The organism is Grimontia indica (genome assembly GCF_000333895.2).
GTDB classification, from domain to species: domain Bacteria; phylum Pseudomonadota; class Gammaproteobacteria; order Enterobacterales; family Vibrionaceae; genus Enterovibrio; species Enterovibrio indicus.
The window spans coordinates 44,174-68,966 of sequence record NZ_ANFM02000016.1; the positions used below are offsets into that span (position 1 = coordinate 44,174).

The 24,793-nt window shown below is 48.8% G+C and carries 21 protein-coding genes; 11 read left to right on the forward strand and 10 right to left on the reverse strand.

Annotated elements, in window-relative coordinates; all coding sequences use genetic code 11:
* Positions 1 to 18 precede the first annotated feature (18 nt).
* The 4 genes from D515_RS09845 to D515_RS09860 all read right to left on the reverse strand — a co-directional run bounded on the left by D515_RS09845 (position 19) and on the right by D515_RS09860 (position 4,244).
* A complete protein-coding gene (locus D515_RS09845; RefSeq protein WP_002538146.1) occupies positions 19 to 708 on the reverse strand; it encodes a YadA C-terminal domain-containing protein in 690 nt (229 codons plus the stop codon).
* Positions 709 to 990: 282 nt separating this feature from the next.
* Positions 991 to 1,305 carry a hypothetical protein gene (locus tag D515_RS09850; RefSeq protein ID WP_002538147.1) on the reverse strand — a complete coding sequence of 105 codons (315 nt, stop codon included), beginning with the start codon at positions 1,303 to 1,305 and terminating at the stop codon, positions 991 to 993.
* A gap of 146 nt (positions 1,306 to 1,451) precedes the next feature.
* Positions 1,452 to 3,002 carry an OpgC domain-containing protein gene (gene opgC / locus D515_RS09855; RefSeq protein WP_002538148.1) on the reverse strand — a complete coding sequence of 517 codons (1,551 nt, stop codon included), beginning with the start codon at positions 3,000 to 3,002 and terminating at the stop codon, positions 1,452 to 1,454.
* 363 nt (positions 3,003 to 3,365) lie between these two features.
* On the reverse strand, positions 3,366 to 4,244 hold the full coding sequence (locus tag D515_RS09860) for a LysR family transcriptional regulator (protein WP_002538149.1): 879 nt from the start codon (positions 4,242 to 4,244) through the stop codon (positions 3,366 to 3,368).
* 62 nt (positions 4,245 to 4,306) lie between these two features.
* Here D515_RS09860 and D515_RS09865 point away from each other — a divergent pair, with 62 nt between their 5' ends.
* Positions 4,307 to 5,299, forward strand: coding sequence for a nitrilase family protein (locus tag D515_RS09865; RefSeq protein WP_039849878.1), 993 nt, complete (start codon positions 4,307 to 4,309; stop codon positions 5,297 to 5,299).
* 350 nt (positions 5,300 to 5,649) lie between these two features.
* Here D515_RS09865 and D515_RS09870 read toward each other — a convergent pair whose 3' ends face one another.
* The gene (locus D515_RS09870; protein ID WP_002538153.1) at positions 5,650 to 7,764 is read right to left on the reverse strand and encodes a methyl-accepting chemotaxis protein; all 2,115 of its coding nucleotides are present in this window, start codon (positions 7,762 to 7,764) and stop codon (positions 5,650 to 5,652) included.
* 385 nt (positions 7,765 to 8,149) lie between these two features.
* Between D515_RS09870 and D515_RS09875 the strand changes: the two genes are divergently transcribed.
* The 3 genes from D515_RS09875 to D515_RS09885 all read left to right on the forward strand — a co-directional run bounded on the left by D515_RS09875 (position 8,150) and on the right by D515_RS09885 (position 11,293).
* A complete protein-coding gene (locus D515_RS09875) occupies positions 8,150 to 9,406 on the forward strand; it encodes a hypothetical protein (RefSeq protein ID WP_002538154.1) in 1,257 nt (418 codons plus the stop codon).
* A 285-nt stretch (positions 9,407 to 9,691) separates the two neighbouring features.
* Entirely contained in the window at positions 9,692 to 10,525 is an 834-nt protein-coding gene (locus tag D515_RS09880; RefSeq protein WP_002538155.1) for a hypothetical protein, read from the forward strand.
* Positions 10,526 to 11,089: 564 nt separating this feature from the next.
* Positions 11,090 to 11,293: a hypothetical protein gene (locus D515_RS09885; RefSeq protein WP_002538157.1), complete on the forward strand. Its 204-nt coding sequence runs from the start codon at positions 11,090 to 11,092 to the stop codon at positions 11,291 to 11,293.
* 155 nt (positions 11,294 to 11,448) lie between these two features.
* Here the strand turns inward: D515_RS09885 and D515_RS09890 are convergent, their stop codons facing one another.
* Entirely contained in the window at positions 11,449 to 12,969 is a 1,521-nt protein-coding gene (locus D515_RS09890; protein ID WP_002538159.1) for an FMN-binding glutamate synthase family protein, read from the reverse strand.
* 255 nt (positions 12,970 to 13,224) lie between these two features.
* Here D515_RS09890 and D515_RS09895 point away from each other — a divergent pair, with 255 nt between their 5' ends.
* Entirely contained in the window at positions 13,225 to 13,761 is a 537-nt protein-coding gene (locus D515_RS09895; protein WP_002538160.1) for a DUF924 family protein, read from the forward strand.
* Positions 13,762 to 13,900: 139 nt separating this feature from the next.
* Here the strand turns inward: D515_RS09895 and D515_RS09900 are convergent, their stop codons facing one another.
* The 3 genes from D515_RS09900 to D515_RS09910 form a co-directional block, all read right to left on the reverse strand.
* Positions 13,901 to 14,440, reverse strand: coding sequence for a hypothetical protein (locus D515_RS09900; protein WP_002538162.1), 540 nt, complete (start codon positions 14,438 to 14,440; stop codon positions 13,901 to 13,903).
* A 279-nt stretch (positions 14,441 to 14,719) separates the two neighbouring features.
* The gene (locus D515_RS09905) at positions 14,720 to 15,943 is read right to left on the reverse strand and encodes a M20 family metallo-hydrolase (RefSeq protein WP_002538164.1); all 1,224 of its coding nucleotides are present in this window, start codon (positions 15,941 to 15,943) and stop codon (positions 14,720 to 14,722) included.
* 3 nt (positions 15,944 to 15,946) lie between these two features.
* Positions 15,947 to 16,600, reverse strand: a complete 654-nt coding sequence (locus D515_RS09910; protein ID WP_002538166.1) for a DUF1028 domain-containing protein — start codon at positions 16,598 to 16,600, stop codon at positions 15,947 to 15,949.
* Positions 16,601 to 16,760: 160 nt separating this feature from the next.
* Between D515_RS09910 and D515_RS09915 the strand changes: the two genes are divergently transcribed.
* From D515_RS09915 to D515_RS09940, 6 genes are all read left to right on the forward strand, one after another.
* Complete coding sequence (locus tag D515_RS09915) at positions 16,761 to 18,344, forward strand: ABC transporter substrate-binding protein (RefSeq protein WP_002538168.1); 1,584 nt, start codon at positions 16,761 to 16,763, stop codon at positions 18,342 to 18,344.
* Positions 18,345 to 18,414: 70 nt separating this feature from the next.
* The gene (locus tag D515_RS09920; protein ID WP_002538169.1) at positions 18,415 to 19,362 is read left to right on the forward strand and encodes an ABC transporter permease; all 948 of its coding nucleotides are present in this window, start codon (positions 18,415 to 18,417) and stop codon (positions 19,360 to 19,362) included.
* Entirely contained in the window at positions 19,359 to 21,236 is a 1,878-nt protein-coding gene (locus D515_RS09925; RefSeq protein WP_002538170.1) for a dipeptide/oligopeptide/nickel ABC transporter permease/ATP-binding protein, read from the forward strand. The genes D515_RS09920 and D515_RS09925 overlap by 4 nt, the downstream gene beginning before the upstream one ends.
* On the forward strand, positions 21,233 to 22,186 hold the full coding sequence (locus D515_RS09930) for an ABC transporter ATP-binding protein (RefSeq protein WP_002538171.1): 954 nt from the start codon (positions 21,233 to 21,235) through the stop codon (positions 22,184 to 22,186). The genes D515_RS09925 and D515_RS09930 overlap by 4 nt, the downstream gene beginning before the upstream one ends.
* Positions 22,152 to 22,943 carry a FadR/GntR family transcriptional regulator gene (locus D515_RS09935; protein WP_039849880.1) on the forward strand — a complete coding sequence of 264 codons (792 nt, stop codon included), beginning with the start codon at positions 22,152 to 22,154 and terminating at the stop codon, positions 22,941 to 22,943. The genes D515_RS09930 and D515_RS09935 overlap by 35 nt, the downstream gene beginning before the upstream one ends.
* 153 nt (positions 22,944 to 23,096) lie before the next feature.
* On the forward strand, positions 23,097 to 23,372 hold the full coding sequence (locus D515_RS09940; RefSeq protein WP_002538173.1) for a DUF3081 domain-containing protein: 276 nt from the start codon (positions 23,097 to 23,099) through the stop codon (positions 23,370 to 23,372).
* Between the two features lie 26 nt (positions 23,373 to 23,398).
* Here the strand turns inward: D515_RS09940 and D515_RS09945 are convergent, their stop codons facing one another.
* The gene (locus tag D515_RS09945; protein ID WP_002538174.1) at positions 23,399 to 24,469 is read right to left on the reverse strand and encodes an acyltransferase; all 1,071 of its coding nucleotides are present in this window, start codon (positions 24,467 to 24,469) and stop codon (positions 23,399 to 23,401) included.
* Positions 24,470 to 24,793 lie beyond the last annotated feature (324 nt).

The following is a 24,793-nucleotide window of genomic DNA, read 5'->3' on the forward strand; positions in this document are numbered from 1 at the left end:
TAAGTTCGCTGAGAGAACTTAAAACTTGTATTGGATGCCGACGCCGCCAGCAACTTCTGAACCAGACACCTTGCCAGATGTCTCGTAGTGGAAGGTGCCTGAAACACTGATCTTCTCGTTGAAGCCATAAGCACCACCGATAGCCAGGGCCTCTTTGCTGCCGGAGAAGCCGACACCGGCACCGATTGCAAATTCACCTTCGGTCACAAATGGACGTGCGTTAGTAATAGCGTGCATACCAGCACGAACACCATCCATTTGTTCGTCCATCTCGGCAAAGCGCTCGTTCATTTGTTGCTGAAGGTCAGCAATGAGTTCGCGCTCTGATGTAGGTGTTACACCGAATGACGGGTCAACAGGCTCACGGTCAGGCACGTCTGCTTCAGGAGTAAAACCAAAGTCCGGATCTACTGGCTCAGGACGGTCCGGTGTGCCATCTGGTGTTGGACGGTCAACAACTGGGCCATCACGGTCGGGTGTATTGTCCGGCATTGGGCGGTCAACGGTAGGACCATTTCGGTCTGGTACATTTGCGTCTGGACTTGGACGGTCAACCGTTGGTCCATTGCGATCAGGTACCGAATAATCTGGCGTAGGACGGTCAGATACACCAGGCACGCTGTTGTCGATATCAATATTGATAGAGTTTGCCATTGCGCCAGCAGAAAACAGGCCAGCAAGCGAAAGTGCGATTACAGTCTTTTTCATAAATTTGCTCTCTTAGTAAGTTTCAATCAGCGAGAGCATCCTTGCATCGAGTGTATAACTCGTTGTGATTCCTTATCTTTGACTGCAAGTCTACGGAGGGGAGGGCAGGTTTTCTAAGTAGGTGTGGTGATGTCGATAATAAGCATTACTTATTAGAAGGAATCAAATTTTCAATACTTCTTCTTAATCAAGGTCAGCACTTCATCTGCTTGGCTTATGAAAAGAAAAAGCCGCCAGATAAATGCTCTGGTGGCTTTGCTGATTGTTTGTAGGAATGGGTGTTTAACCTGCCACCCAATCCACTAGATCTTTTGATCTGACGTTGTTCACTTGATAAGGCTGGCCCAGCAGTCGGGCTGGTCGATTGGTATCAGCCTCTATATGCAGTTCCTGACCGTCAGTAAAGGAAAGACGAAAGCCCATGAACACACTGGTGAACATGCCATTCCCCTCAAAATCTTCATGAATTTCACGACAGCTTTTTACGCGGCGATTGGTTTTTCCATCGTTAAAGTAAAGGGCAATGCCTTGGTCGAAAGCGTTGTTTTTCAGCAAGGGATGGATATGTCCGGCTGAATCAATGTTAAAAATAATCACTTTTCCGTGGTCTCATATTTATGGAATCTATAGCGCGGCGTGATTTCTATCACGTTTTCACATGGTTTGTGGTCGGAGGTGTATAAATTAGAGGGTGAAAATAAGGCACTTCGACTCAGTCTTGAGCCGAAATGCCTGTTTGGGAATCAATATAAGTTCAATAAGTGAATGGTTTGGTCTTGTGCTTCATGGTGGGCGAACTTAATCAGTGCCATAGAGGGCGGCCCTTGCGGCGCAGGGTTGTTTGAAAAACCAAATCCTTCAGAAGGGATCCCATTCGCACCGAACGACAGCGTGTTGTTACCATCCACATCCTGATAAGCCATGATGCCGTAAAAACCTGATGGCAGAGCTTCCAATGTGATGCCCTCGCGGGCTTCGTCTGATGTGTAATGGTTGGCATGAGCAGTTGGCGCGCCTCCCATCAGGTTGTCTGTTTCGCTGTAAACCAACACAACCACACCCGCTTCTTCCACACGAATGTCCGTGATTTTAATCGTCAGCGGATAGGATTCACCCTGTGCGAATGTCGGAACTTCTTTGGGCTGCTTGCTGATTAAACTGGCACTTAATACCACAACAAAAACAGACGCCAGAGCCGTAACCGGAATCAAGGTCTTGCCAGCCTGCTTACGGCACTCCTGAAGCCAGGATGACATCCACAATGTCGCCGTCAGAAGCAGCACCAACAGGGTGAAATAACCACTGAGAACGGTTTCGCTCAGGAAAGGTGCGGTAAAGTAAATCAGAACAGCGTGCCAAGTGAAAACCTGAAGTGAGTTTTTACCAATGTAGCTCAATGGGCGGAAAACCAGTGCTGAAGGCCACTTACGGATGACTGTCGCGACAAGGTACACCCAAACCATCAGGTTCAGCATGCGCAGCCAACCCAGCTCGGGCTTATCAGCAAAGGAATACAACACGCCCTGATGGATACCCATGGAAAGAAACGCGCCGTGGTGAGCAGCAAATAGCAACGCAGCGATAGCCAGACACACCGTGGCAGCGGCCGGGTGATACCAACGCAGCTTGCCTTTGGCATTGGAAAAGCCAATGGCTGCACCACCAATAAACAGCAACTGCCACGCAAACGGGTCGAAGTAGCCGACCTGAACATTTGTCTCAAACAGTGAGGAAAGGAGGCTGGCGTTAATCTGTGTGCTGACTGCCCAAACCCCGACACTGATTGCCAGCACCAGCCACATCAACCCCCGACGGAACGCGTATAGCGCGATGGGCAAAATCAGCATAAAAATGACATACAGAGGAAGTATCTCAAGGTAATCCGGTTTGTTGATCAGCAGGGCGCTCAACAAAATGGTGGCCAGTGGCGCTTCCCCGAGATTGTTAAAGCTGCTGCCGAGGGATTGCGCGACGGTAGGCAACGCAAACGCGCAGTAAGAGAACCACACCATTACCAGAAGCAGGCTGACCATATGGTATTTGTAGATGGTAAAAGCACGTCGCAGGATTTTACCTGTGGCCTCCCTGTCTGGAAGCTCAGTGCGGCTATAAACCGCGCCTGCCAGCAGCCCGGAAATCATCACAAAGCCTTCCGCCGCACCAAACTGACCAAGGGGTTGAAGGGTGAAATATTGGAGCAGGCTTCTACCGCCACTGAGCCATATCAGATGGTTAATGGTCATTAAAACCAGCAGCAAACCGCGCAGGCTATCGAGCGCAGGTATTCTTTTCATAACTCGTCTCCCTGTGATTTATTGCAACTTATTGTGTCGCAAGCAAAAAGAGAGCATCTGACAAAAATTGCGGTATTGAATTTAGAAAGGGTTTTGTCAGAAGGATTGATAGACGAGTCGAAAAAAAGAGCCTCCATTGAGGCTCAATTGCATATCAGTGTGTGACGGTTATTTCTGCACTTTTTGTTCGATGATGTTGAACCAGAATTGGAAGAGTCTTGCCCCCACGCCTTTGAGCTAAATTGGTTTTGGACAAAAATGGCTTAGAGTCGGAACTCTAAGTCATACAGATCAGATGAACTGGGGTAGGGGAAAATCTAGGTTACTACAGCCTACGAGTTCGGTGGCCATTCACCTATAGAATCAACTACGTTCAATTTGCATCTTCTCAACAAATTGAATGAAATTATCTTTTGCAAAGCTCTCTAACTGCTTATTCCAAATTAGGCCGACATCCCATGAGCTACTTTCCCCGGGCAGTTCCCAAAAAACGACGTGCTCATTCGCAATATGCTTTACACTTGCTGGAACAATAGTGAAGCCCAAATTTGCTGATACTAGTGCCAACAATGTTTGAATATCATCGGCCTCCTGAACTACATTAAGTTTTTTCTCATGCTCCTCTAATAGCATGTTAATTTGTTGGCTTAGCCCCTTACCTCGCTCAGGGTTAAGCTGTAAATAATCGATTGAATCTAACGAAGACCATAATTTGTTTTTGTCTATGATTTGGCTTCTATGTATCGCAAGCACTAATTGATCTGTACAGAGCTTCACGCCCGTCAGCGGAGCTACAGCTGGTAGTCGACTAAAGCTAAGATGAAGATCCCCCAGAAGTAGGAACTCTGACTGCTTTTGAGATGGTATATCGTTAAGTGTAATGTGGATCTCTGGGTAGTGTTTTTTAAACTTAGCTATGTAATCTGGTGCAAGGTGGTAGGAAGATATACCAAAACCTATATTAAGAGTTCCTGCAATTCCCTTGGCGACTCGTTGAGTTAGAGATTTATAAGATTCAAAACTCGATACAATTCGTTGCGCTTCAGGTAAAAGAGCTACGCCTGCCGCAGTAAGACTGGCTCCTTGTCTTCCTCTCTCAAATAAAACTACTCCACAAAAAGCTTCAAGGCGCTGAATCTTCTTAGTTAAAGCTGACTGAGTGATGTGTAAGTGCTCTGAAGCTACTCGATAGTTACCATCTAACGCTAACTGGCAGAATGCGCGTAAATCGATAAAATCCATTCCATAAGCTCATTAAATATAGGAATTTTATTCATTATACGGAATCAAACGACCTTTTTAAAATGGTTGATATTCACCAAGTAAAGGGAACAATTATGAAAGATATCCGTGTTGCGACTGTCCAATTTAACCACCATGCGAACGATAAAAACTACAACTTATCGGTCATTCAAAGTTACGTAGAAAAGGCGGCTAAACAAGGGGTAAAAATCATCGCATTCCCTGAAATGTGTGTGACTGGTTATTGGCATGTTTCGAAACTTAAAAAATCAGAGATCAATGATTTGTCCGAGTTCATCCCACAAGGGGAAACATCTCAACGCTTGCTAAAAATGTCTGAACAATACCAACTCAGCATAGGAGCAGGTTTAATTGAAAAGGACAAGGACGGAAATTTCTATAATTCTTACATAATGGCCATGCCTGATGGCCAGATAGCCAAACACAGAAAGCTGCATACGTTTGTCAGCGAACACATGAGAAGTGGTAATGAATACACTGTATTTGATACGCCACATGGATGCCGCGTAGGGATCCTGATTTGCTGGGATAATAATTTAGTCGAGAATGTTCGAATAACAGCATTAAAAGGGGCTGATATCCTAGTCGCGCCTCATCAAACAGGCGGCACGAACTCTCGCAGCCCCAATGCGATGGGGTTGATTGATCCCGAGCTTTGGTATAATCGTAAACAGAATCCAGATTCGATTCGTTCTGAAATGCAAGGTTCTAAAGGAAGAAAATGGTTAATGCGTTGGCTACCCGCGCGTGCCCATGATAATGGCATGTTCCTGATCTTTAGTAACGGTGTTGGGGTTGATATGGATGAAGTTAGAACGGGGAATGCGATGGTGCTCAATCCCTACGGCGAAATTATCGCTGAAACTGACTGTGTCGATAATGATATGGTTATTGCTGATCTCAATGCGAAAGATCTAAATATGTGTACAGGCAGACGCTGGATCAGAGGTCGTAGACCTAATTTATACGCTCCCTTAACGATGGAAGGGAATGAATTGACGCCTTATCAGGCAAGATTCTCGACACTAAAATAGATGACGTAACTTATTGAGTGGTCGCCAACGAATAATATGTTGGCGACCATTAATATATTGTTTCATAAAGAGCCCCTAACAAACTTTGGGGCACAATCCAGCCGAAACACACCGCCAATTGGGTTGCGAATTTCAATAAAAAAAGAGCCTCAATTGAGGCTCTTTTGCATGTCAGTGTGTGACGATCACTTCTGAACTCTTGGCTCGATAATATTGAACCAAAATTAGAAGTTATCCAGCATTCCCACGATGTCGGTCAGTGCTTTCACGTTACCATCGATTCTTGTATTACCTTGTTCAACCAGTTTGGTGATAGATGTCTTGCCCATCAGCACTTTGTTAATCCGAGGTTAGACGGTGAAATGGCTGACCATTTTATCGAGAGATTCGGCGGTTTCTTTCAGCTGTTGGCTACTGCTTTGTGATTGGCTTGCCGCGCTGGATAGTTCGGTCACCACCTGGCTGATCTCCACTAGATCTTGACTGACTTGCTCTGACACCATGCTTTGCTGCATTGCGATACTGGCGACTTCAGTATTCAGCATCGAAATGTTGTCCACTTCATCTGTCATCTGGGTGAGCTGCGCAGCCGCATCGTTTGCCAATTCAACACAAGCCTGCGCACTCTGACTGCCGGCATCCATCACTTCGACCGCGCTTTCCGCATCAACCTGCAACTGGTTAATCAAATCGTAGATTTGTTGGGTAGAAGATTGGGTGCGAAGCGAAAGAGACCGCACTTCGTCAGCCACCACGGCAAAACCACGGCCATATTCGCCAGCGCGGGCGGCTTCAATGGCGGCATTCAAAGCCAGCAGGTTGGTCTGGTCTGCAATGCCTTTGATGACATCAATAATGCCATGCACGTTCTGGCTGTTTTCGCCAAGGCGGGTAATGACGTTAGACGCTTCCGACACTTCGCTTTCCAGCTTCTCGATCGCCTGTTGTACCTCGTTCAGCATTTGCTGACCGCGAGCGGCGGCGTTCTGGGTCGATGTTGCGGCGTTCGCGGCGCTCTCTGCGTGTTGGGCCACGGTTTGTGCGGTGGTGCTCATCTCGGTAGCTGCTGTCGCCACTTGATTCACCATCTGCATTTGGCGGCTGACACCTTCCAGCGTTTGCTGGGAAACCGCAGAAGACTGCACTGCGTTGTCAGACACCGTATGGCTGGTGGCAGTCACTTGCTTGATCACCGCCTGAGTCTGATCAAGGAAGGTGTTACAAGCACGCGCCAGCTCTCCGGTTTCATCCGGTGCGTCTGCTTCAGTGCCCAAACGGCGGGTAAAATCACCGTCGGCCACCTGAAGCATAAACTCAGACGTGCTGCGGATAGGTGCAGCGATTCGGCCTGCAATCACCCAAATCAGGGCAATGTTTGCCAGCAATACCACCACACCCATTAGCAGGGAAATCAGGGTTTGTTCGCGCTGATCTTCCAGTGCTTGTTGCTGGAGTGCGATAACGTTTTTTATCACCAAGGCTTTGTCGAGTGTCACTACCAGTGTCCACGGTGCGATATCGGCATTGGCCTTCACCGGAATCATCGCCGTGATGCGTTGATCATCGGCACTGGTAAAGCTTTGATAGCCGTCTCGGCCCAGACGGTTAGCCCAAAGATTTGCATCGCCACCTAATGATTTGACTGAGTCACCCAGCGAACGGTCTTCACTGTCTGCCGCAATGGTGCCGCGATCCGTCACCAGCATGACGTGGCTTTGGCCTTGATACAGACGTTGGCTGAGCGATTCCGCGACGTGCGAAAGGGCTGCCAGTGAAATATCCAGACCTGTGATACCTGCAAATTGACCATCCACCATGACCGGGGAGACCACAGAAGTCAGCAGCACATTCTGGCCGTTAACGGGGTACACGTAAGGGTCGAGCAGGCAATTTCGGCGACTGTCGCGGGAGCAAAGGTAGTATTCACCGACACGCGCGCCGCCATCAGTGCGGGTTTCATCCGCATAGCCTGCCAGCGGTTCCAGTTGGAAACGGCCAGCAGCATCACGGTTCCAATAAGGAATAAAGCGCCCGCTGCGGTCATGACCGGTTTGGCTGGCGTAAAGGCTATCCATACTATCCAGAGCATTGGGTTCCCAGGCCGTGAACACACCCAATGCGTTAGGGTTGCTTTCCAGTAACCCTTTCAGTTGGTGGTTCAAGCTGGCGCGCAAGGTATCGCGGGTATCCTGATCGCTGGCTTTCTGTTGGCGGGAGAAATTTTCTGCCATCAGGGAAGTTTGAATGAAGCTGTCCGATAGCTCGCCGGCGATCATTTCAGCGGCAGAGCTTAATTCTGCCTGCAGACCATTGTTGAACATCTCCAACAACAAGGTTTGGTTACGCTGGTTTGAATGGGTTTGTAACTGGGTAGAGAAATAGAGCGAAAATGCCGTCATCACGCTGATCGCGGCAAGGGTGGCAATACCAGTAAACGTACTGATTTTTAGCTTAATCGACTTCATAAAAATGTGTCTTTAGATCCGAAAGAGGAAGGAACTAAATAAACCCAACATCGGAAAATGGTGCTTATTTCGTCTGCTGAGCATAAAAGGCGCGCAATATTCGATGAAGTCTTTATAAATGTCTATATCTTCGGCATGAAATAAATTGATTATTTAACAGTGATTGCTTCATTGGTGAGACAAGGTGAATTATTTCCGTTTTTTATAAATCTTTAATTTAATTTCTTCATCGAAGTGCCCGAAAAGCTTTGTTTTTGAACGGTGTGTTTTCTCATTTAACGGCCAGTCCAATGAATAACACACTAGGCATCTCGACCCAGAAACCCTGCACGATTATGTTTTCTGAACACCTCAACAGACCCTAAAGCCAGGTATCAGGATGAACATGTCAAAGTTATCAATTCAGGGGGCGTTTGCCATTTCCCTGCTGACTGCCACGCTTTCTTTCTACGCGCAGGCAGACACGGATCTGGATAAAAATCTGCAAGCCATCGAAGCGTTCAGCCAGCGTACTGAGCCCTTGTTGGAAGCCTCCCAAAACAATGGCGTTGCCTACTCAGATCTGGTTGAGGGGATTGGTGATGTGCTGGAGCGAACTCAAAGTGCCAAGGCCGCGGTATCCAGCATCGATCTCAGCAAGCTGTCGGTGATTGCGAACGACAACGCCGCTTTAGGGGATAAATACATCGCCGAATACCGCGATTTCCTCGGTGAGCTTGATAAAAACTCGGCCTGCTATACGCCGAATATGGTCGACGAGTACCAAACCGAAGTCAGCAAGCTTCGTGACTTTGCCGATTCAGTGACGGATTACGCGTCAGTCAGCGATGAAGGTGAAGCCTATGAAGCCATGATGGCGATATCCGCCAATAGCGTGTTAGTCGCTGCGGTGCCTTCTCTGTTCGCCATACAAAACATGTGTATCGCGCAGGATGCCGCTCCTGTCATTGAGCAGTTTGGCGAAGTGGAAGGAGCCATCGTCAATGCGCTGATTGGTCAAGCGATGTTGAATGAAGAAGGGGAATTTGATTTGCCGCCAGAGATGCTCAATGGAGGCGAGGGTGATGCTTTCTTTGAAGAGGAGGACGGCTATGACGAAGACGACTCGTCCCCGTTGATATCAGAGCTCACCTTCTTAGAGCCAAAGATAGCGGAGTGTATGAAACAATCTGCGGATGCGAGCGGGGTTGAACGTGTGAATGGCATAACAATGTTTATCTGTGATTTGCCCAAAAACGCAAAGGTTCGCCTAGACGATCTGGCTCAGTTTCCTTATCTGGATATGGTGATACTCAGTGGCGGTGATATTGAATCTCTGGCACCACTGACAAACGCCACTTACCTGTCCCAAATCACGGTGGAAGACAGCACTATTCAATCTTTTGGTGATTTGTCTGATATGACGGCCTCGGTGGTGTTTTCCTATGTAACAGCCAGCAACTGGGGCTCGCTTGCTCAATCCGGCCTTGATTACATCACCATTGAACAACCGCACGACTGCAGCGAGCTGTCTCCGCTACTTGGCTCCGGCGCTGTCACTGTCGAATATGTGGATGATGAGCAGGATACGGTAAGTGATGAAGCGTTAGAAACTGCCAACTTGCTTGTGGTGACGGATTGTCGTCAAGACAGTGTGTTTTGAGGGCAATGGGCGAAGGCTCTATTCGTAGATCCATTCCCCCATTTTCCACCGATGATACAGCCCGTTAACTGCAGGTAGACACATACTTGGTAAGTAAAGCCATAGGTATCGAGTGGACGGTGATCTCTAAAAAGGGCGTCAACGGATGCGATAAGCCCTCACTTCTTCGCCAAAACACGTTTCATTGAAGGGAGTTACGCGGTTTAGGCAGTGTAATAAGTGCCAGACATCACGGTGATATCTTCAGTCTCTCAATCCGGTTTGCAAAGCAAATAGGAGGGTAAAATGAAGATCCCAAGCCAACTAATAGCATCAATCGGTGCTAGCGCATTCTTGCTGATACTTTCAATCACTAGCGTCCATGCGACGCACGACAGCTCAGGAAAACGGCACTCCGACTTACAAGCGTTTGCCTCGTGGGCAGATTTGGTTGACCGATGGAAAAACCTGGATGGTCAGCTCATTGATTTTAAAATCATCAAGTTCACCTCGGATGGTGAATATCGGTATATAGGTGCTTGGAAACTCGGAGACGGCAAAGGGGGCGCTCTTTTCCGATACCCGAGTTGGGCGGAGTTCGTTGATCAATGGAATGAGCTTGATAACCAACGCTTGATTGATATTGATATCTCCAAGGTCGGAAATACCACTTGGTATACCGGTAGCTGGCAGTTGGGTGCGCCGAGCGGGGCGCTTTATTCCTTTGGTAGCTGGCAGTCATTCGTTAATAAATGGAATGCACTGAGTCATCAAAAGCTCATTGATTTGGAAGTCAGTAGTGTGGGTGACAACACAACATTTGTTGGTGTTTGGCAAGGTGACGCGACCAGTGGTGCGCTGTATCGTTTCGGTAATTGGCGCTCATTGACCGACAAATGGAAGGCGCTAAACCTCGAAGGCCAACGCTTAATCGATATTGAAGTCTATCAAGCGGGAAATAGCCTCTACTACACAGGAGTGTGGGAAAAAGGTTCAGGGAACGCCCTGTACCAATTTTCTAGCTGGCCATCGCTAATGAATAAATGGCTTGAACTTGATCGCGAAGGTTATTACCTCGTCGATATCGAAGCTGAGCGATTTGGTGATCGAGAAATCTATCTTGGTGTATGGCACAGGTAGTCGGTGAGCAACGAAAAGACAATCACTAAGCGGGCAGCCTAATTGAGTTGTCTTAGCTCGTGTCAGGTGTTTGCTCTGGAGTGTTTCTGCTCAAAACGCTCCAGCACCAAGAGCAAAAAAGCTTGCGCTCTGGGCGCTTTTAAACCGGACAAGACATGACTCCCGATGAAAAAGAGGATAACCAGGCTTTTAAACATCATCAAGTAGAACGCTTAAGGACTTCGAATCAATAGCATAGAAGGATGGCAACAAAGGCCAATTAAGAGGTTAATGATACCCCATTAACTTGCTGAATAAATTGGCGAAAATAAATCATACAAAGAAATGCCTATCTATTCCTCAAACAACCTGTATAGTGTCGCGAGCTCTCGAGTCAGAGCTATGAATGAAACATTTAGTCCAAGTATTTTCTCAGTTTCCATTCGATTCATTGCGTCTTCAGTAAATTCTTCTTCTTAATCGACCATTTAGTAGCTTTCTCTACGAGCCTGATTTCCGCCGTTCAAAGTGAAAATCCCTCACGAGAACCTTCAAGTTTCATGGGTTTCAAAAAAGGAACTAGCAATGAGAAAGAAAAGAGCAAACCTTCAGAAACAAGCATGGAAAAATGGCAATGAAGCCAGATTTGAGCAGATGGTAAGCGAATACCACAAAGAAAAAGCCGTACTGGAAGCCATGACTGCGGGCTCTGAAGAATATGACCAGCAAAAGAAGTTGTGTGAAAAACTGTTTGCTAATGCAGAGCGCTTTTTCAAGCAACACCAGTAATCTGAGACTCAGCAGCTGATGCAGGCATCTTCAACTGTCTGATTGCGTCAGAGGTAAGCCCGGCAGGATTCGGGCTTAAACCTTATCTTTCCGTCATGTCCTCACGGTGAAAACTTTCCTGCTCTCTACTGGGGCTATCACCTTCAACATCCGTTCTAATAGTTTGTCCGATACTCTGGTTTCACCTCCGCTGGGGGATGGATTTCATCCAGTGCTTTTGGTAGGCCATGATCATTGATTATTTGGGCATGGAACCGACGCAGTCTGCGTGGTTCAGTCACGCCACAGGAATGGGCAATCACACCGACTTCATACATCATGCTCTTGGCATAGTGGGCAACACGCTCGGCTTTGTCGGTGACCACTAACCCTTTTTGTAGTTTAGGGTCATGAGTGGTGATGCCGGTTGGGCAGGTGTTTTTATTACACTGAAGTGCCTGAATACAGCCTAACGAGAACATGAAGCCTCGGGCGGAAACCACGAAATCTGCACCGATACACATGGCCCACGCCACTTCGGCCGGGTTGACCAGTTTGCCTGAAACAATCACTTTCACTCTTTGCTTCAAGCCATAGCGTTCCAATACATCTACCAACATCGGCAGGCTGCGTTTGATGGGCAAACCCATAAAATCCATCAGCGATTGAGGTGCTGCACCAGTGCCGCCATCTGCAGAGTCGAGCGTGATGAAATCCGGCGCAGATTCTATGCCACGGGCATGAATGGCCTCCATCAGGTTATCCAGCCAACCGTAAGCGCCCAGCACCATTTTGAAACCCACAGGTTTACCTGTGACTTCTCGGATTCTGGCGATCATGTCCAACAGGTCGTCAATGCTTTGAATGTCCGTGTGTCCATTTGGGCTGATGGAGTCCTTCCCTTCGGGAATACCGCGAATAGCCGCGATTTCTGCGTTCACTTTGTTGCTCGGCAGAATACCGCCTTTACCCGGCTTCGCGCCCTGACTCATTTTGATTTCAAACATCCGCACTTGTTCATGGGCGGCGATTTGTTTGAGCTTTTCATCGCTCAGATTGCCGTTTTCGTCCCGCACACCGTATTTGGCGGTACCAATCTGGAATACGATATCTGCGCCCCCTTCAAGGTGGTAAGGGGAAAGGCCACCTTCGCCGGTATTCATCCAGACTCCCGCTTTCTTTGCGCCCTTAGAAAGCGACAGCACGGCAGGCACACTCAAAGCGCCAAAGCTCATGCCGGAGATATTGAAAAAACTTGATGTGGTAAACGGCGTTCTTGCTACCCCTTCTCCAATGGTGACAGCGCTGGCTGGCACGGCATCCTCAGAAAGTGTTGGGAAAGGGCAGTTGAGAAAAATGATATCGCCAGGCTGGTTGAGTGCCCGTGTTGAACCAAACGCAATGGTACTGTCGACATTTTTCGCCGCGCGGTAGACCCAGCTTCGTTGGGCTCGGTTGAAAGGAAGTTCGTCGCGATCTTGTGCGAAGAAATATTGGCGGAAAAACTCGCCCATGTGTTCAAACCAATAGCGGAAACGGCCGACCACCGGATAGTTACGGCGAATGGCTTGTTTGGTTTGGGTGATGTCCCGAATGTAGATATAGATGAGTGCAAGGACACCGCACCCGATCAGAAAGACGAATAGCGCTGCGCTGATTTCAAGCACGCGGGATGCCCAGCTGGTAACAACTTCCATTTTATATCCTTATTCATTTACCCAATTTGATGGGATTTATTGCTCTCGATTCGATAGACCGGATGGAGTAGCTTATGCTTTCTGATATTTTTCGGAGGCTCGTTCTGGGGCTTATAAGAATCGTTTTCTTTAAGTAACAGGCACTCTTTGAAGTAAACTCAAATAATCCGGTCTTGGAGACAGTCGTACTGAAAGTTGTGCGCTATACCCTATGAAGCTGAAAACAAGGAATGAATGGGAACAGGGAGAGAGACGATGTACAGAAAGGTGCTGACATTCTGGTTTGAGGAACTCACGTTAAAGCAGTGCTTTGCGAAGAGTGATGAGTTGGATCGCACCATTGAGGCGCGTTTTGGAGAGGTATTAGAGCAGGCGTCGATCTGTGAGTGTTTCGACTGGCGGGAAGATCCTGAAGGTCGGTTGGCAGAAATCATCGTGCTCGATCAGTTTTCGCGTAATATTCATCGCGATACGCCGCGTTCTTTTGCTCAGGACCCTCTTGCTTTAGCTTTGGCACAGGAAGCGGTTTCTTTAGGTATTGACCGGGAGCTTCCGCCATTCCAACGGAGCTTTTTGTATATGCCTTATATGCACAGCGAATCCAAGATTGTTCACGAGGAAGCGCTGCGCTTATTCAATCAGCCGGGTCTTGAAGACAACTATCAGTTCGAAATCCGCCACAAAGAAATCATCGATCGTTTTGGTCGTTATCCGCACCGAAATGAGATTTTGGGGCGTGATAGTACGCCAGAGGAAGTTGAGTTCCTGAAACAGCCTGGCTCGAGCTTCTGATAGACAAACAAACTAAAGACGAAGAACTTAGCGAGTTTGGCTGGCATTGGGAGCGCGGCATTCCTTTGTGGGGGAGTCATCTCGGTCAGAAGGAAAGGTATAGAGGGGGCTGCATGGTGCAGCCCTTCGCGATTTCCTATCAGCAGTTTATCGAAAAATACAATACGTCGAAGGTCGTTGTTAGAGAAAACTTGAATACCATACGTTCTGAAGGGCTGCCTTTTATGGTTATAGCGCCAGGAGCTAACTCAAGTTCTATGACTTGTTCGAAAGGAGCATCAGGCAGCAAAAAGGTTCGTGAGAGCCAGATGGTGCCATCAGATTGATGTCTGAAGGCGTTTTTAGTCTTCAGTTTTTCACGATCTTCAGGCTGGATAAGACGCACTTTATTGGTATCAAAGAAGATGTCATTGATGTCGAGTAGCGGTTTATCAACAAGGGCTGAAACGCTTATGGTTACGCCATTTCTACCATCCTGGCTGGCATTGACTTTTATACTGTAGTCATCGAAAGACTGCTTTAGCGCATCTCGATTGGTGCGCAGGTAACCGCAACTTTGCGAAGCAACTGCTTCACCAAAACTGTCCTCTGGTTTGTAGTAAGTTCTGTCCGTTGGAATTACGCAGCCAGAAAGGCCAATTACGACAGCGCTGGCCAGAAGAATGGTTTTAAGTTTCATCACTATTCACCCTTTGTTACAAGAGTGCGCCATTCTAATCACGATAAAACGAGGTTCAATTTCGGATTGATAAGTTGCACATTTTGATACCTAAAGGATCAATTTATGGACTTTGTCTTTTCTGAACTTCTTAGTGGATAGGCAATGATGATGGTTAAGGTGGAAACCTGAGTCGTTATATCAAGTGCAATAGATGTCCGAAAGCGTGGTAGCTTTGCTTCCGGAACATCCGTTGAAAGGCCTTTCGCTTGTGATTTGGTTATTCTCTGAATTAAAGAGTTAACACTGTAAATCGAGAAGCAGTGCCATCAAGGCTTCAATAGCCGACCCCATGTCTTCGTCGCTGGCGTATTCCGCTGGGTTATGACTGATCCCTTGCTTACACCGGACAAACAGCATAGCGACACGGGTAAGGTCAGCCATGGCTGAGGCGTCATGGGTGGCACCGGAAGGTAAGGTAAATACACGCTTATCAAGGCTACCAATCGCTGTTGCGATCGATAATTGCAGTGCAGGGTCACAGGCTGTAGCAGGTTGGCTGTAAATTCGGGTGACTTCGCAGCCCAACCCGCGAATTTGTGCTGTTTCTTTCGCAAACGCTTGCAGTAGCTCTCCCGCTTTCTCCCTGACTTCATCGACGGGAGAGCGTAGCTCGATCATCATGGAAACTTTGCCTGGAACGGCATTGGGCACATTGGGTGTGACGTCCAATTGCCCAACATTGGCGAGTAAATCCGGCAGTTTTATCGCGAGCTTTTCTGCTTCCAGAGTGACTTCCGCGGCTGCAGTCAGAGCATCCTTACGAAGGTGCATGGGTACTGTGCCAGCATGGGCGGCTTGGCCCATAAACGTGAGTTGATGCCTTTCAATACCACAGATGGCCGAAACCACTCCTAAAGGCAAGCCTTCGTGTTCGAGAACGGGTCCTTGTTCGATGTGTGTTTCGATGAAGCCGAGAATATCTTCAGGATTGCGTTTGAGTCGGTCAATGTTCTCCGGTTGAACACCAAAACTGGAAAGTGCCGAACGCAAAGTGATTCCGTCTTTGTCTGGTCGGTTGATGACACTCTTATCCAAAGTGCCTGCCAGTGCTCGTGGGCCGACCAGCGCAGTGGGAAAACGCACACCTTCTTCGTCAGCAAAAGCGAGTATTTCGACAGAATAAGGTAACTTTTTCCCCTGACGGTTCAGCGCTTCAAGAGCAATGATTGGCAACACAATCCCCATGATTCCATCATAAGCGCCACCCTGTTTAACACTGTCCTGGTGGCTTCCCATCAGCAGCGTTTTGGTACCTTTTCCTGCATCGTAACGACCAATCAACGTGCCTGCGTCATCCTTGTGAACGGTTAGGCCGGCCTCTTCCATCCATACCGTCAGTAGCGCGTTGGCACGCTTATGTTCTTGCGTAAAAGGAAAGCGAGTCACACCGATTTCTGAGTCCGTACACTCGGCAAGTTGCTTTAAATATTCCTGGGCTCGTCGGCCTATAAAGTGAGTCATTGATTATCGCTCCGGATTTTCTTGTGTCGGCAAGGTATCCCTCCATGCCTGATAGTCGGGGTCGCTGTGGCATTCATAAAGCGTTTGCAAGGCGAGCAAGGGCGAATCGTGATAGTCGATACGTAGGGTTGTTGGTGGCGAATCGGGCCTGTAAACAAGCAAAGCTGCAGATAATAAGCCCCGGTAGTCGCCTCCTGATTTTTCTGCGGCAAACAAGGCAGCGATTAATCTTTCTTCAAAGCTTTTTTCGCTGTTTTTGTAAGCTCTCATCATGGCATCCAACACCAGAGTGTCTGAGAGCAGATTTCCACAAACCACGATATTGGGCTCGATCAGGCTGCCTCGAGCGGCACCATTTTCGCTTCCTGTGTGCACCGCGCCGGCACCGTGAAGGTCGAGAGCGGCAAGTTGACGGTGCGCTGCGCCAGAGTCTGTGCAGGTGATGGCATTGACCGCATCGACCGCACTGACGCCCGACGCCATTTTGGACAGCACATCATCTCCCCAGAGTGTGCTGGGTTTAGCACCTTGTGAGGCTGACATGCCCGCTTTTAAATTCCCTCTGATCACCCAACCTCCGACGCAGAGTGCGCCCGTGGCCGCCGCAGCTCCAATCGCGCCAGATTCCGGATCTCGTGCCAATATTGAATAAGTCATAGGTCTCGCTCCTGAGCCAGTGATCTAAGTGTGATTTGAACACCCAGTCCTGTCAATTTATCATGATAAATGCTTGCGGCAAGTAATTTATAGTGATAAATGTGAATAAAAGTTAAACAGTTCTTAACATCACATCCACAAACTGGGAAGGAGTTTCCCCATGAAACAAATAAGAAGTGATTTCATGCAAAGGCTGCGGAGTGCAGCGAAAACCGCGTTGTTAGCGGTATGTGCGATCGTTCCTTTAACTGCGCAGGCGCAGACACCACCGAACGTATTGATCGTTGGTCAGGTGGCTGAGCCTAAGTCGCTCGACCCGCATGCGGTTACCGCAGTGAACGACTTCCGGATCCTGATGAACCTTTATGAAGGTTTGGTCCGTTACAAAGATGGCACTCTGGAAGTGGAACCTGCTTTAGCAAAGAGTTGGACAGTCAGTGAAGATGGCAAAACTTACACCTTTACTTTGCAAGAAGGCGTGACATTCCATGATGGTACACCGCTGACGGCTGATGCGGTGAAGTTCAACTTTGACCGTATGCTGGATGAGAAACATCCGTATCATGAAACGGGTCCTTTCCCGCTCTCTTTCTTCTTCTCATCGGTAGAAAACGTCGAAGCCGTCGACCCGAAGACAGTGAAGTTCACCTTGAATGCTCCTTACGCCCCTTTCCTTTCCAACCTCGCTTACCCAACGGGCTTAATTGTCTCTCCTGAAGCGGTGAAAAAGCATGGTAAGGACTTTGGTCGTCAACCTTCGGGAACCGGTCCTTTCCGTTTCGCTGAGTGGGCGTCAAATAGCAAAGTGGTTGTGGTGCGTAACGACGATTACTGGGGCGACAAAGCCAAGTTGGAAGCGGTGGTATTCCGCCCGATCACAGACGCGAACACCCGAGTTGCTGAAATGCTGGCAGGCAGTATCGACATGATGGTGGAAGTACCGCCAAACGCGTTGTCTGAGTTCCAGAATAACCGTTATCAAGTCGCTGAGCAGGCTGGCCCACACGTATGGTTCCTTATCCTGAATGCCAAGGAAGGCCCCTTCGCGGATAAGCGAATGCGTCAGGCTGTGAACTATGCCATCAACAAAAAAACCTTGGTAGAAGGTGTGCTTGAAGGTACGGCAGAAGTGGCCGCTGGCCCAACACCGCCAGCTTTCGCTTGGGCTTACAACGACAGCTTGCAGCCATACCCGTATGACCCTGAAAAAGCCAAAGCGTTGATCAAAGAAGCCGGTCAGGAAGGTGCGAAGCTGACGTTCTATGTCACTGAAGGTGGCTCCGGTATGTTGGATCCAGTGCCTATGGGTACCGCGATTCAGGCAGATCTGAAAGCGGTGGGTCTTGATACTTCGATTGAAACTTACGAGTGGAATACCTTCCTTGGCAAAGTGAACCCTGGTCTGGAAGGCAAAGCCGACATGGCGGAAATGGCTTGGATGACCAACGACCCTGATACCTTGCCATACCTGGCGCTTCGCACAGATGCATGGCCGGATAAAGGCGGTTTCAACTCGGGTTACTACTCAAACCCTGAGGTCGACAAACTGCTTGAAGCTGCGCGTGAGGCAACTGACCAAAATGAGCGCGCGAAGCTATACCGCGAAATGCAGGAAATTGTGCAGGAAGATGCGCCTTGGGTGTTTGTGGCGAACTGGAAACAGAATGCCGTCACCAATAATCAGGTGCAGGATTTCAAATTGCAGCCTTCGTTCTTCCTTATTCTCAAGGATGTACAAAAATAATAATCAGGCACTCAGGTCTTTGGCCTGAGTGCTTTTTTCCTGTTGATGAACGCAGAAAGGAGCACTGCGCGTGGGTAACTATTTTCTTCGACGATTGCTGTCCGCGATCCCGGTGCTTCTCGGGATAACGGTTATCGTCTTTCTCATCATGTCGATGATTCCCGGCGACCCGGCAACGGCCATTTTGGGCGCATACGCAACGCCGGATAATGTCGCCAAAATCAATAAAGACCTTGGTCTCGACCAGCCTTTGGTCAGCCAGTACTTTATCTGGTTGTCGAACATGCTACAGGGTGACTTTGGCCGTTCCTATTCGCTCAACCGTCCTGTGCTTGACGAGGTGTTGGAGCGTTTCAATGCCACGCTGATTCTGGCGGGTGTCTCCTTTGTGTTGTGTTCTTTGCTTGGCATCATCGCTGGTGTGGTGTCTGCGGCACGCCAGTTTTCGTTGACGGATAAAGGCATCACTCTGGTGGTATTGCTTGGTATTTCTATTCCATCCTTTTTCCTCGGCATGATGATGATCCTGCTGTTTGCCATCAATCTGCGTTGGTTGCCGGTTTCCGGTATGTATGCGATCTACGGCGGTGGCGACTTGCCGGACTTGCTCAAACATTTGGTGATGCCTGCCCTGGCGTTGGCGTCTGTGGCGACGGGGGTTATCGCCCGTCTTTCACGCTCTGCCATGCTCGAAGTATTGAGACAAGATTACATCCGCACTGCCCGTGCCAAAGGCGTACATGAGCGTCAGGTGGTTTGGAAACATGGACTGAAAGCGGCCATGGTCAGCATTATTCCGGTGCTCGGTATTCAGGCGGGCTTTGTGCTTTCAGGCGCGGTCTATATCGAGATGGTCTTTCAGTGGCCCGGCGTTGGAAAAATGCTGGTGGAAGCGATCCTCAAACGCGACATTTTGCTTGTGCAGGGCGGGGTAGTGTTTGTGGCTTCTTGTTACGTGCTGTTCAACATTGCGGTAGACATGCTGCAAAGTTGGCTCGACCCGAGGATCAAAGCATGATGGCATTTTTGAAACTTCTGGTTCGAAACCGACTGGCAGCCTTTGGCGGCATTGTGATGTCGATGATTGTCTTTCTTGTATTGATCACGCCACTGTTGGGGCTTCAAGACCCCGCCGTGACAGACACTGCCAACCGCTTTTTACGCCCTTTCAGTGATGGCCACTTGTTAGGGACTGATCATTTGGGTCGTGATTTGTTATCCCGCTTGCTTTGGGGAACCCAATTGAGTCTCGCCGTTGGCTTTGCAGCAGCGCTCATTGCTGCGTTGATTGGTTCAGCGATTGGCATTATCGCAGGCTATTACGGTGGTCGCGTTGATAATCTCTTTATGCGCTGTATCGATGTGTTGATGGCCTTCCCGTATATTTTGTTGGCATTGGCGATTGTCGCAGCGCTGGGCCCCGGCTTGCTGAACGCTTTGATCGCGGTCGCGGCGGTCAATATCCCCTTCTTTGCGAGAAACATCCGCGGTGTGACCGTCTCGCTGGCACAACGTGAATTTGTTGAAGCAGCCAAGCTTTGTGGCATGTCCGACCGACGCATTATCTGGTCTGAGATTGTGCCTAATGTCGTTCCTGTCATTGTTATTGCGATGTCTACCACGATTGGCTGGATGATTCTGGAAACGGCGGGACTGTCGTTTCTGGGCTTGGGCTCCCAGCCGCCGCAAGCAGATTTGGGATCTATGTTAGGCGAAGCGAGAAATTCGTTGATCACTGATCCCCATGCGAGTGTGGTACCGGGCATCATGATTTTCCTTATCGTGATGAGCATTAACCTCTTGGGCGATGGTGTGCGTGATGCGCTGGATCCAAGATTGAAATCAGGCGCACTCACCCGTCCTCAACCCGCCACCAAAGTGAGCGATGAGTTCCATTCTGTCGAAGCAAGTGAAACAAATCATTCGGTACTAAAAGTCGACAAACTGGAGACACAATTTCACATCAACCACCGTGTCTATAAGGCCGTGAATCAGGTGTCATTTGAGATCGCACCGGGTGAGTGTCTGGGATTGATTGGTGAAAGTGGCTCAGGGAAATCGGTGACGGCACTTTCTGTGATGGGATTGGTCGCCTCGCCACCCGGGGTGATTTGTGGCGGTGATATCCGTTTTAAAGACGAATCCCTGATTGGGGCAAGTTACGAAACCCTTCGAAGCCTGCGTGGTAAGGATGTGGCATACATCTTCCAGGATCCGTTGGCGACCTTGCATCCGCTCTATCGTGTCGGCGAACAAATGATGGAAGCGATTTTAGTGCACGAAAAATTGCCTGCGAGTGAAGCGAGGCAGCGTGCGATTTCTTTACTGGATGCGGTACATATTCCCAACGCTGAAGAACGGATGAAGGCATTTCCCCATGAGCTCTCCGGTGGCATGCGTCAACGTGTGGCGATTGCGATGGCTCTGGTGAATAACCCTTCACTCATCATCGCTGATGAACCGACGACAGCGCTCGATGTGACGGTACAGGGGCAAATTCTTGCACTGTTGGACGAGCTTCGACGTACCCGAAATGTCTCGGTGTTGTTTATTACCCATGACTTTGGGGTAGTGGCACAGCTTTGTGATCGGGTGGCGGTTATGTATGCCGGAAAGATTGTGGAAACTGGGCCGACCGAGTCTGTGCTGGATTCTCCGGCTCACCCATATACGAAAAAGCTGATTGCCTGTGTGCCTGAGCTTGGACGAGGAAAAGGAGATTTGGAAGCGATTCCTGGACTACCACCTGTGGTGGACAAACTGCCGCAAGGCTGTGCGTTTGCCGCAAGGTGCAGTAGAGCCAAAGACAATTGCCAAACCGGTGAAGTAGCAAGAAGCGAAGCGTCAGGACGCATGGTGCTGTGTCATTATCCAGAAGAGAGGTTGGCATGACGGCGGCTCTACAAATTCAAAGATTGAAGAAAACGTACTTTTTTAAGAAACCTCTTTTTGCACCAGCATTTCCGGGTGTAAAAGCGGTACAGACGATTAATCTTGATGTGCAGCAAGGAGAGACTCTGGGCATCGTCGGCGAATCTGGTTGCGGAAAGTCGACGTTGGCAAGAATGCTGGTGGGATTGACGACACCGACCGAAGGCCGGGTGTTGGTTGAAGGGGAAGTGTTGTCACCGGATCGCCCCGAAGAAAATGGGAAACGTATTCAATATGTCTTTCAGGATCCTATCAGTAGCCTTAACCCTAGAAAAACCATTCGTCAGTTAATGGAAGTTCCGCTTATTTATCTGCACGGTATGGACAAACCAACGCGGGATGAACGTATTGCCGAGATCTTTTCGCAGGTTGGGCTTCGAGAGGAGTTTTTGGCACGTTACCCCCACGAGTTTTCGGGTGGTCAGGCGCAGCGTATAGGTATTGCACGGGCGTTAGCAGCGAATGCCAGAATATTGGTGCTTGATGAACCCGTCTCCGCACTGGATGTGTCTGTGCAGGCACAGGTATTGAACCTGTTGGCAGAACTGAAGCAAACACTATCTCTCACTTACCTGTTTATCAGTCATGATCTGGCAGTGGTAGAAGCGGTGAGCGACAGAGTCGCAGTGATGTATTTTGGTTCACTGGTTGAGCTTGCACCTGCTGAAAGGATTTTCAATTCTCCAAAACATCCGTACACTCAGTTATTAGCTAACAGTGCGCCTGTTGTTGGGAGGCCGTTACAGGTACCCACACAACATGCAGAACTGCCAGACCCGCTCAATCCACCTCAAGGTTGTGCATTCGCGGGTCGATGTCCCAATGCACAATCTGAGTGCCTTGCTGCTTCGCCGCCGCTGACACAAATTAAGGAGAATGAATTTGTCGCCTGCTACTTCCCGCTCGAATGACCCAACTCCTTCTGCAAAAATGCGTCGTCCCTATAAAGTAGCGGACGCCATTAAAACCTGGATTGTCGAACAGGGACTAAAGCCAGGAGATAAACTGCCCCATGAGCAAACACTGATGGAGCTGTTTGGCATGTCTAAAGGCACAATTCGCGAAACCATGCGGGTGCTAGAAGCGCAAGGTCTCATTGTGACGCGAACGGGTCCAAAGGGCGGGGCGTTTATCAATGCCGTGTCTGAAGCGATGGCAAGCAGCCTGCTGAGCAACTACTTCTTCTTTAACGAACTCTCTGTCAAAGACATCTATCAGTTACGCTGCCTGTTAGAGCCGGAACTTGTCGCTTCACTGGCAGGACGTCTTTCAGAAGAAGATCTGGCAAGGCTTGAAGCGAATATTCAAAAGTACGCCCAACCCGCGCTCAATGCCGAAGTTGAGCGCGCGCAGCATATCGACTCTCTCCAGTTCCACATCATTCTGGCTGAGCTTGCCGGAAATGAATTATTGGGCTTTATCATCCGTTTTATGGCTCGTATGCTCGCTGATCTCACGGTCAACAGACACCTTTATGAACCTCATAATCATGAGCTTTGGGAGCAAGGCTTTAATCACCAGAGAGATTTGATTCTGGCCTTGAAAGAGGGACGCTCTGGGGATGCCCGCAATATTATGCGTGAACATATGGAAGTAGCTCAGAAGCTGATGGAAGCGCAGGAAGTCGAAATGACTCGCAGGTTCATGCTTCACGCTCCCCAGCAATAAGTCACCCTCTCATTCTTGCCGCATGAGATGCCATTACTGATCAACTTTCAGTGATCCGTGATTGGCACGTTTCTGTATTGAAAATCATAATTTTAATGCAGAGAAACCACTCTGCATTTGCTGCTAAAACGTGGCAGTTGTGAGGGAATGGCGATGAAAAATGAACTCAACCCAGCGAAGTTACTGGCCGCTTTTGAAGTGGTAATGGAAAAAGGCGAAGACACCGAATTTGGTAAGATTTATGAAGGTGTGGAAGCATCGACAGACTATGACGGTTACAACGTCTATCTAAGGGGTAATGGCGTCGAACTGCATATCGGGTTCCACAACACCTATGATTTGAAATACGACCAAGCCCACCTGAGAGACAGTTTTCTGAAAAAGGTCGAGGCTTTAGTGACAGATAAAGTCGTTGATGACCACCATTAAAAAGCCCGGAATCTCCGGGCTATCTTTTACTTAGTGGTTTCTGCTGGCGCCAGCGCTTTTCTTTTTCCTTGCGTCATTTCCACCAGAAATCGCGTCAACGGTGTCTTCTCTAAGCACCACACCAAGCCCAGTGAGAGCAAAATAGTCAAAGGTGCCACAAGCATGTCTTTCACTGGTCCTTCAATCGCGTACATGCCGAACAGATTAAACAGCAAGATCAACGGCACGAAATGCGCGACATACACACCCAAAACACGCTTGCTAAGGGCAAAGGTGAGTGGCGTGTTGCCCAGATTCGGGTGATTCAGTAAAAGGGCAAACAATCCTAGCGCCATCACCGGTGTGCCTATCAGGAAGTCATGATTGGCCATCCACACATCGTATCGAGACAGGTTAACGCCTTCTGCTAAACAGAGCGCCATGCCGCCAATCGTCATTGTCCAAGCCGCTTTGTTGGAGAAGCGGATATTGCGACGTCGCATTTCAAATCCAGCGGTGACCATCAATAAGCTGAAAAAGGGTCCATTGCGGGTGAAGATAGGTGCTTCCCCTTCCATAATAGGTTGGTAGCTACCCGCACCCAGCCCCCAAACATACAGACCGAGTGCCAGAGGCATGATAAGGCCTTGCTGGTTCTTTTTAATCAGCAAAGCGAGTATACCAAGCGCAGAAAGCAGCCCCGGGATATACCAAAGATGCACCAAGCCCCCTTCAAACAGCGTGTTGAGGGGAGCTTGAAGTAGATAGTTCCAGTATCCAGTGCGCTCTGTGAGATAGCCTTCTGTTATGGCAACATCCAACCGGAAAGGCATCGCAAGATAAATCAGGCTCCACGCCAACCAAATCATCATCAGTGGCTTGGCATAGTGCATAAAAGTGCGGGTTGGGGTTTCTGTCATTTTAGGTTGGACAAAGTAACCCGTCAGAACAAAAAAGAAAGGAACGGCGAAACGGCAGATTTGGTTAATTACATCGGACAGTGTGTTGATGCCTTCGCTATAAGTATCCCCACGAAGAGGGCCAGCGTGGATGATGACAACGGCCAGAATAGCCAATAAACGACCCATCTCTAATGAAGGGATACGGGCGTTGGACATGTGGTCTCCTCAAATTGCACAGCGTGCACAAGTAGAAAAAGCAGAGTGAACGCGAACTATATGTAATTTTCGTCCTTAATCTGAGGCGTGATTCTCGAATATGCGAAGACGGGAATTAAAAGCGTTGCAAATTGTAAGTGATTGGTTGAAAAAGCATCGGCAAATCTCCACTTAGAAAAGCCAAACCTAATCACGCATTCGGGTCTACCCTGTATAGTCGAACGACCCTATTCCTGTGGGAAGCGATTTCTCATGAAGGGTGTTTGGATATTCTGAGCTTGCCGAAACTGCAGAAGGCAAGCACTAGAAGCGAGGAAAGTGGCA

Excerpts from the sequence above, each read along its gene's own strand:
- D515_RS09845 (WP_002538146.1), bottom strand. The coding sequence starts at position 708 with ATGAAAAAGACTGTAATCGCACTTTCGCTTGCTGGCCTGTTTTCTGCT.
- opgC (WP_002538148.1), bottom strand. The coding sequence starts at position 3,002 with ATGAAAAGAATACCTGCGCTCGATAGCCTGCGCGGTTTGCTGCTGGTT.
- D515_RS09860 (WP_002538149.1), bottom strand. The coding sequence starts at position 4,244 with ATGGATTTTATCGATTTACGCGCATTCTGCCAGTTAGCGTTAGATGGT.
- D515_RS09865 (WP_039849878.1), top strand. The coding sequence starts at position 4,307 with ATGGTTGATATTCACCAAGTAAAGGGAACAATTATGAAAGATATCCGT.
- D515_RS09870 (WP_002538153.1), bottom strand. The coding sequence starts at position 7,764 with ATGAAGTCGATTAAGCTAAAAATCAGTACGTTTACTGGTATTGCCACC.
- D515_RS09875 (WP_002538154.1), top strand. The coding sequence starts at position 8,150 with ATGTCAAAGTTATCAATTCAGGGGGCGTTTGCCATTTCCCTGCTGACT.
- D515_RS09880 (WP_002538155.1), top strand. The coding sequence starts at position 9,692 with ATGAAGATCCCAAGCCAACTAATAGCATCAATCGGTGCTAGCGCATTC.
- D515_RS09885 (WP_002538157.1), top strand. The coding sequence starts at position 11,090 with ATGAGAAAGAAAAGAGCAAACCTTCAGAAACAAGCATGGAAAAATGGC.
- D515_RS09890 (WP_002538159.1), bottom strand. The coding sequence starts at position 12,969 with ATGGAAGTTGTTACCAGCTGGGCATCCCGCGTGCTTGAAATCAGCGCA.
- D515_RS09895 (WP_002538160.1), top strand. The coding sequence starts at position 13,225 with ATGTACAGAAAGGTGCTGACATTCTGGTTTGAGGAACTCACGTTAAAG.
- D515_RS09900 (WP_002538162.1), bottom strand. The coding sequence starts at position 14,440 with ATGAAACTTAAAACCATTCTTCTGGCCAGCGCTGTCGTAATTGGCCTT.
- D515_RS09905 (WP_002538164.1), bottom strand. The coding sequence starts at position 15,943 with ATGACTCACTTTATAGGCCGACGAGCCCAGGAATATTTAAAGCAACTT.
- D515_RS09910 (WP_002538166.1), bottom strand. The coding sequence starts at position 16,600 with ATGACTTATTCAATATTGGCACGAGATCCGGAATCTGGCGCGATTGGA.
- D515_RS09915 (WP_002538168.1), top strand. The coding sequence starts at position 16,761 with ATGAAACAAATAAGAAGTGATTTCATGCAAAGGCTGCGGAGTGCAGCG.
- D515_RS09925 (WP_002538170.1), top strand. The coding sequence starts at position 19,359 with ATGATGGCATTTTTGAAACTTCTGGTTCGAAACCGACTGGCAGCCTTT.
- D515_RS09930 (WP_002538171.1), top strand. The coding sequence starts at position 21,233 with ATGACGGCGGCTCTACAAATTCAAAGATTGAAGAAAACGTACTTTTTT.
- D515_RS09935 (WP_039849880.1), top strand. The coding sequence starts at position 22,152 with ATGAATTTGTCGCCTGCTACTTCCCGCTCGAATGACCCAACTCCTTCT.
- D515_RS09940 (WP_002538173.1), top strand. The coding sequence starts at position 23,097 with ATGAAAAATGAACTCAACCCAGCGAAGTTACTGGCCGCTTTTGAAGTG.
- D515_RS09945 (WP_002538174.1), bottom strand. The coding sequence starts at position 24,469 with ATGTCCAACGCCCGTATCCCTTCATTAGAGATGGGTCGTTTATTGGCT.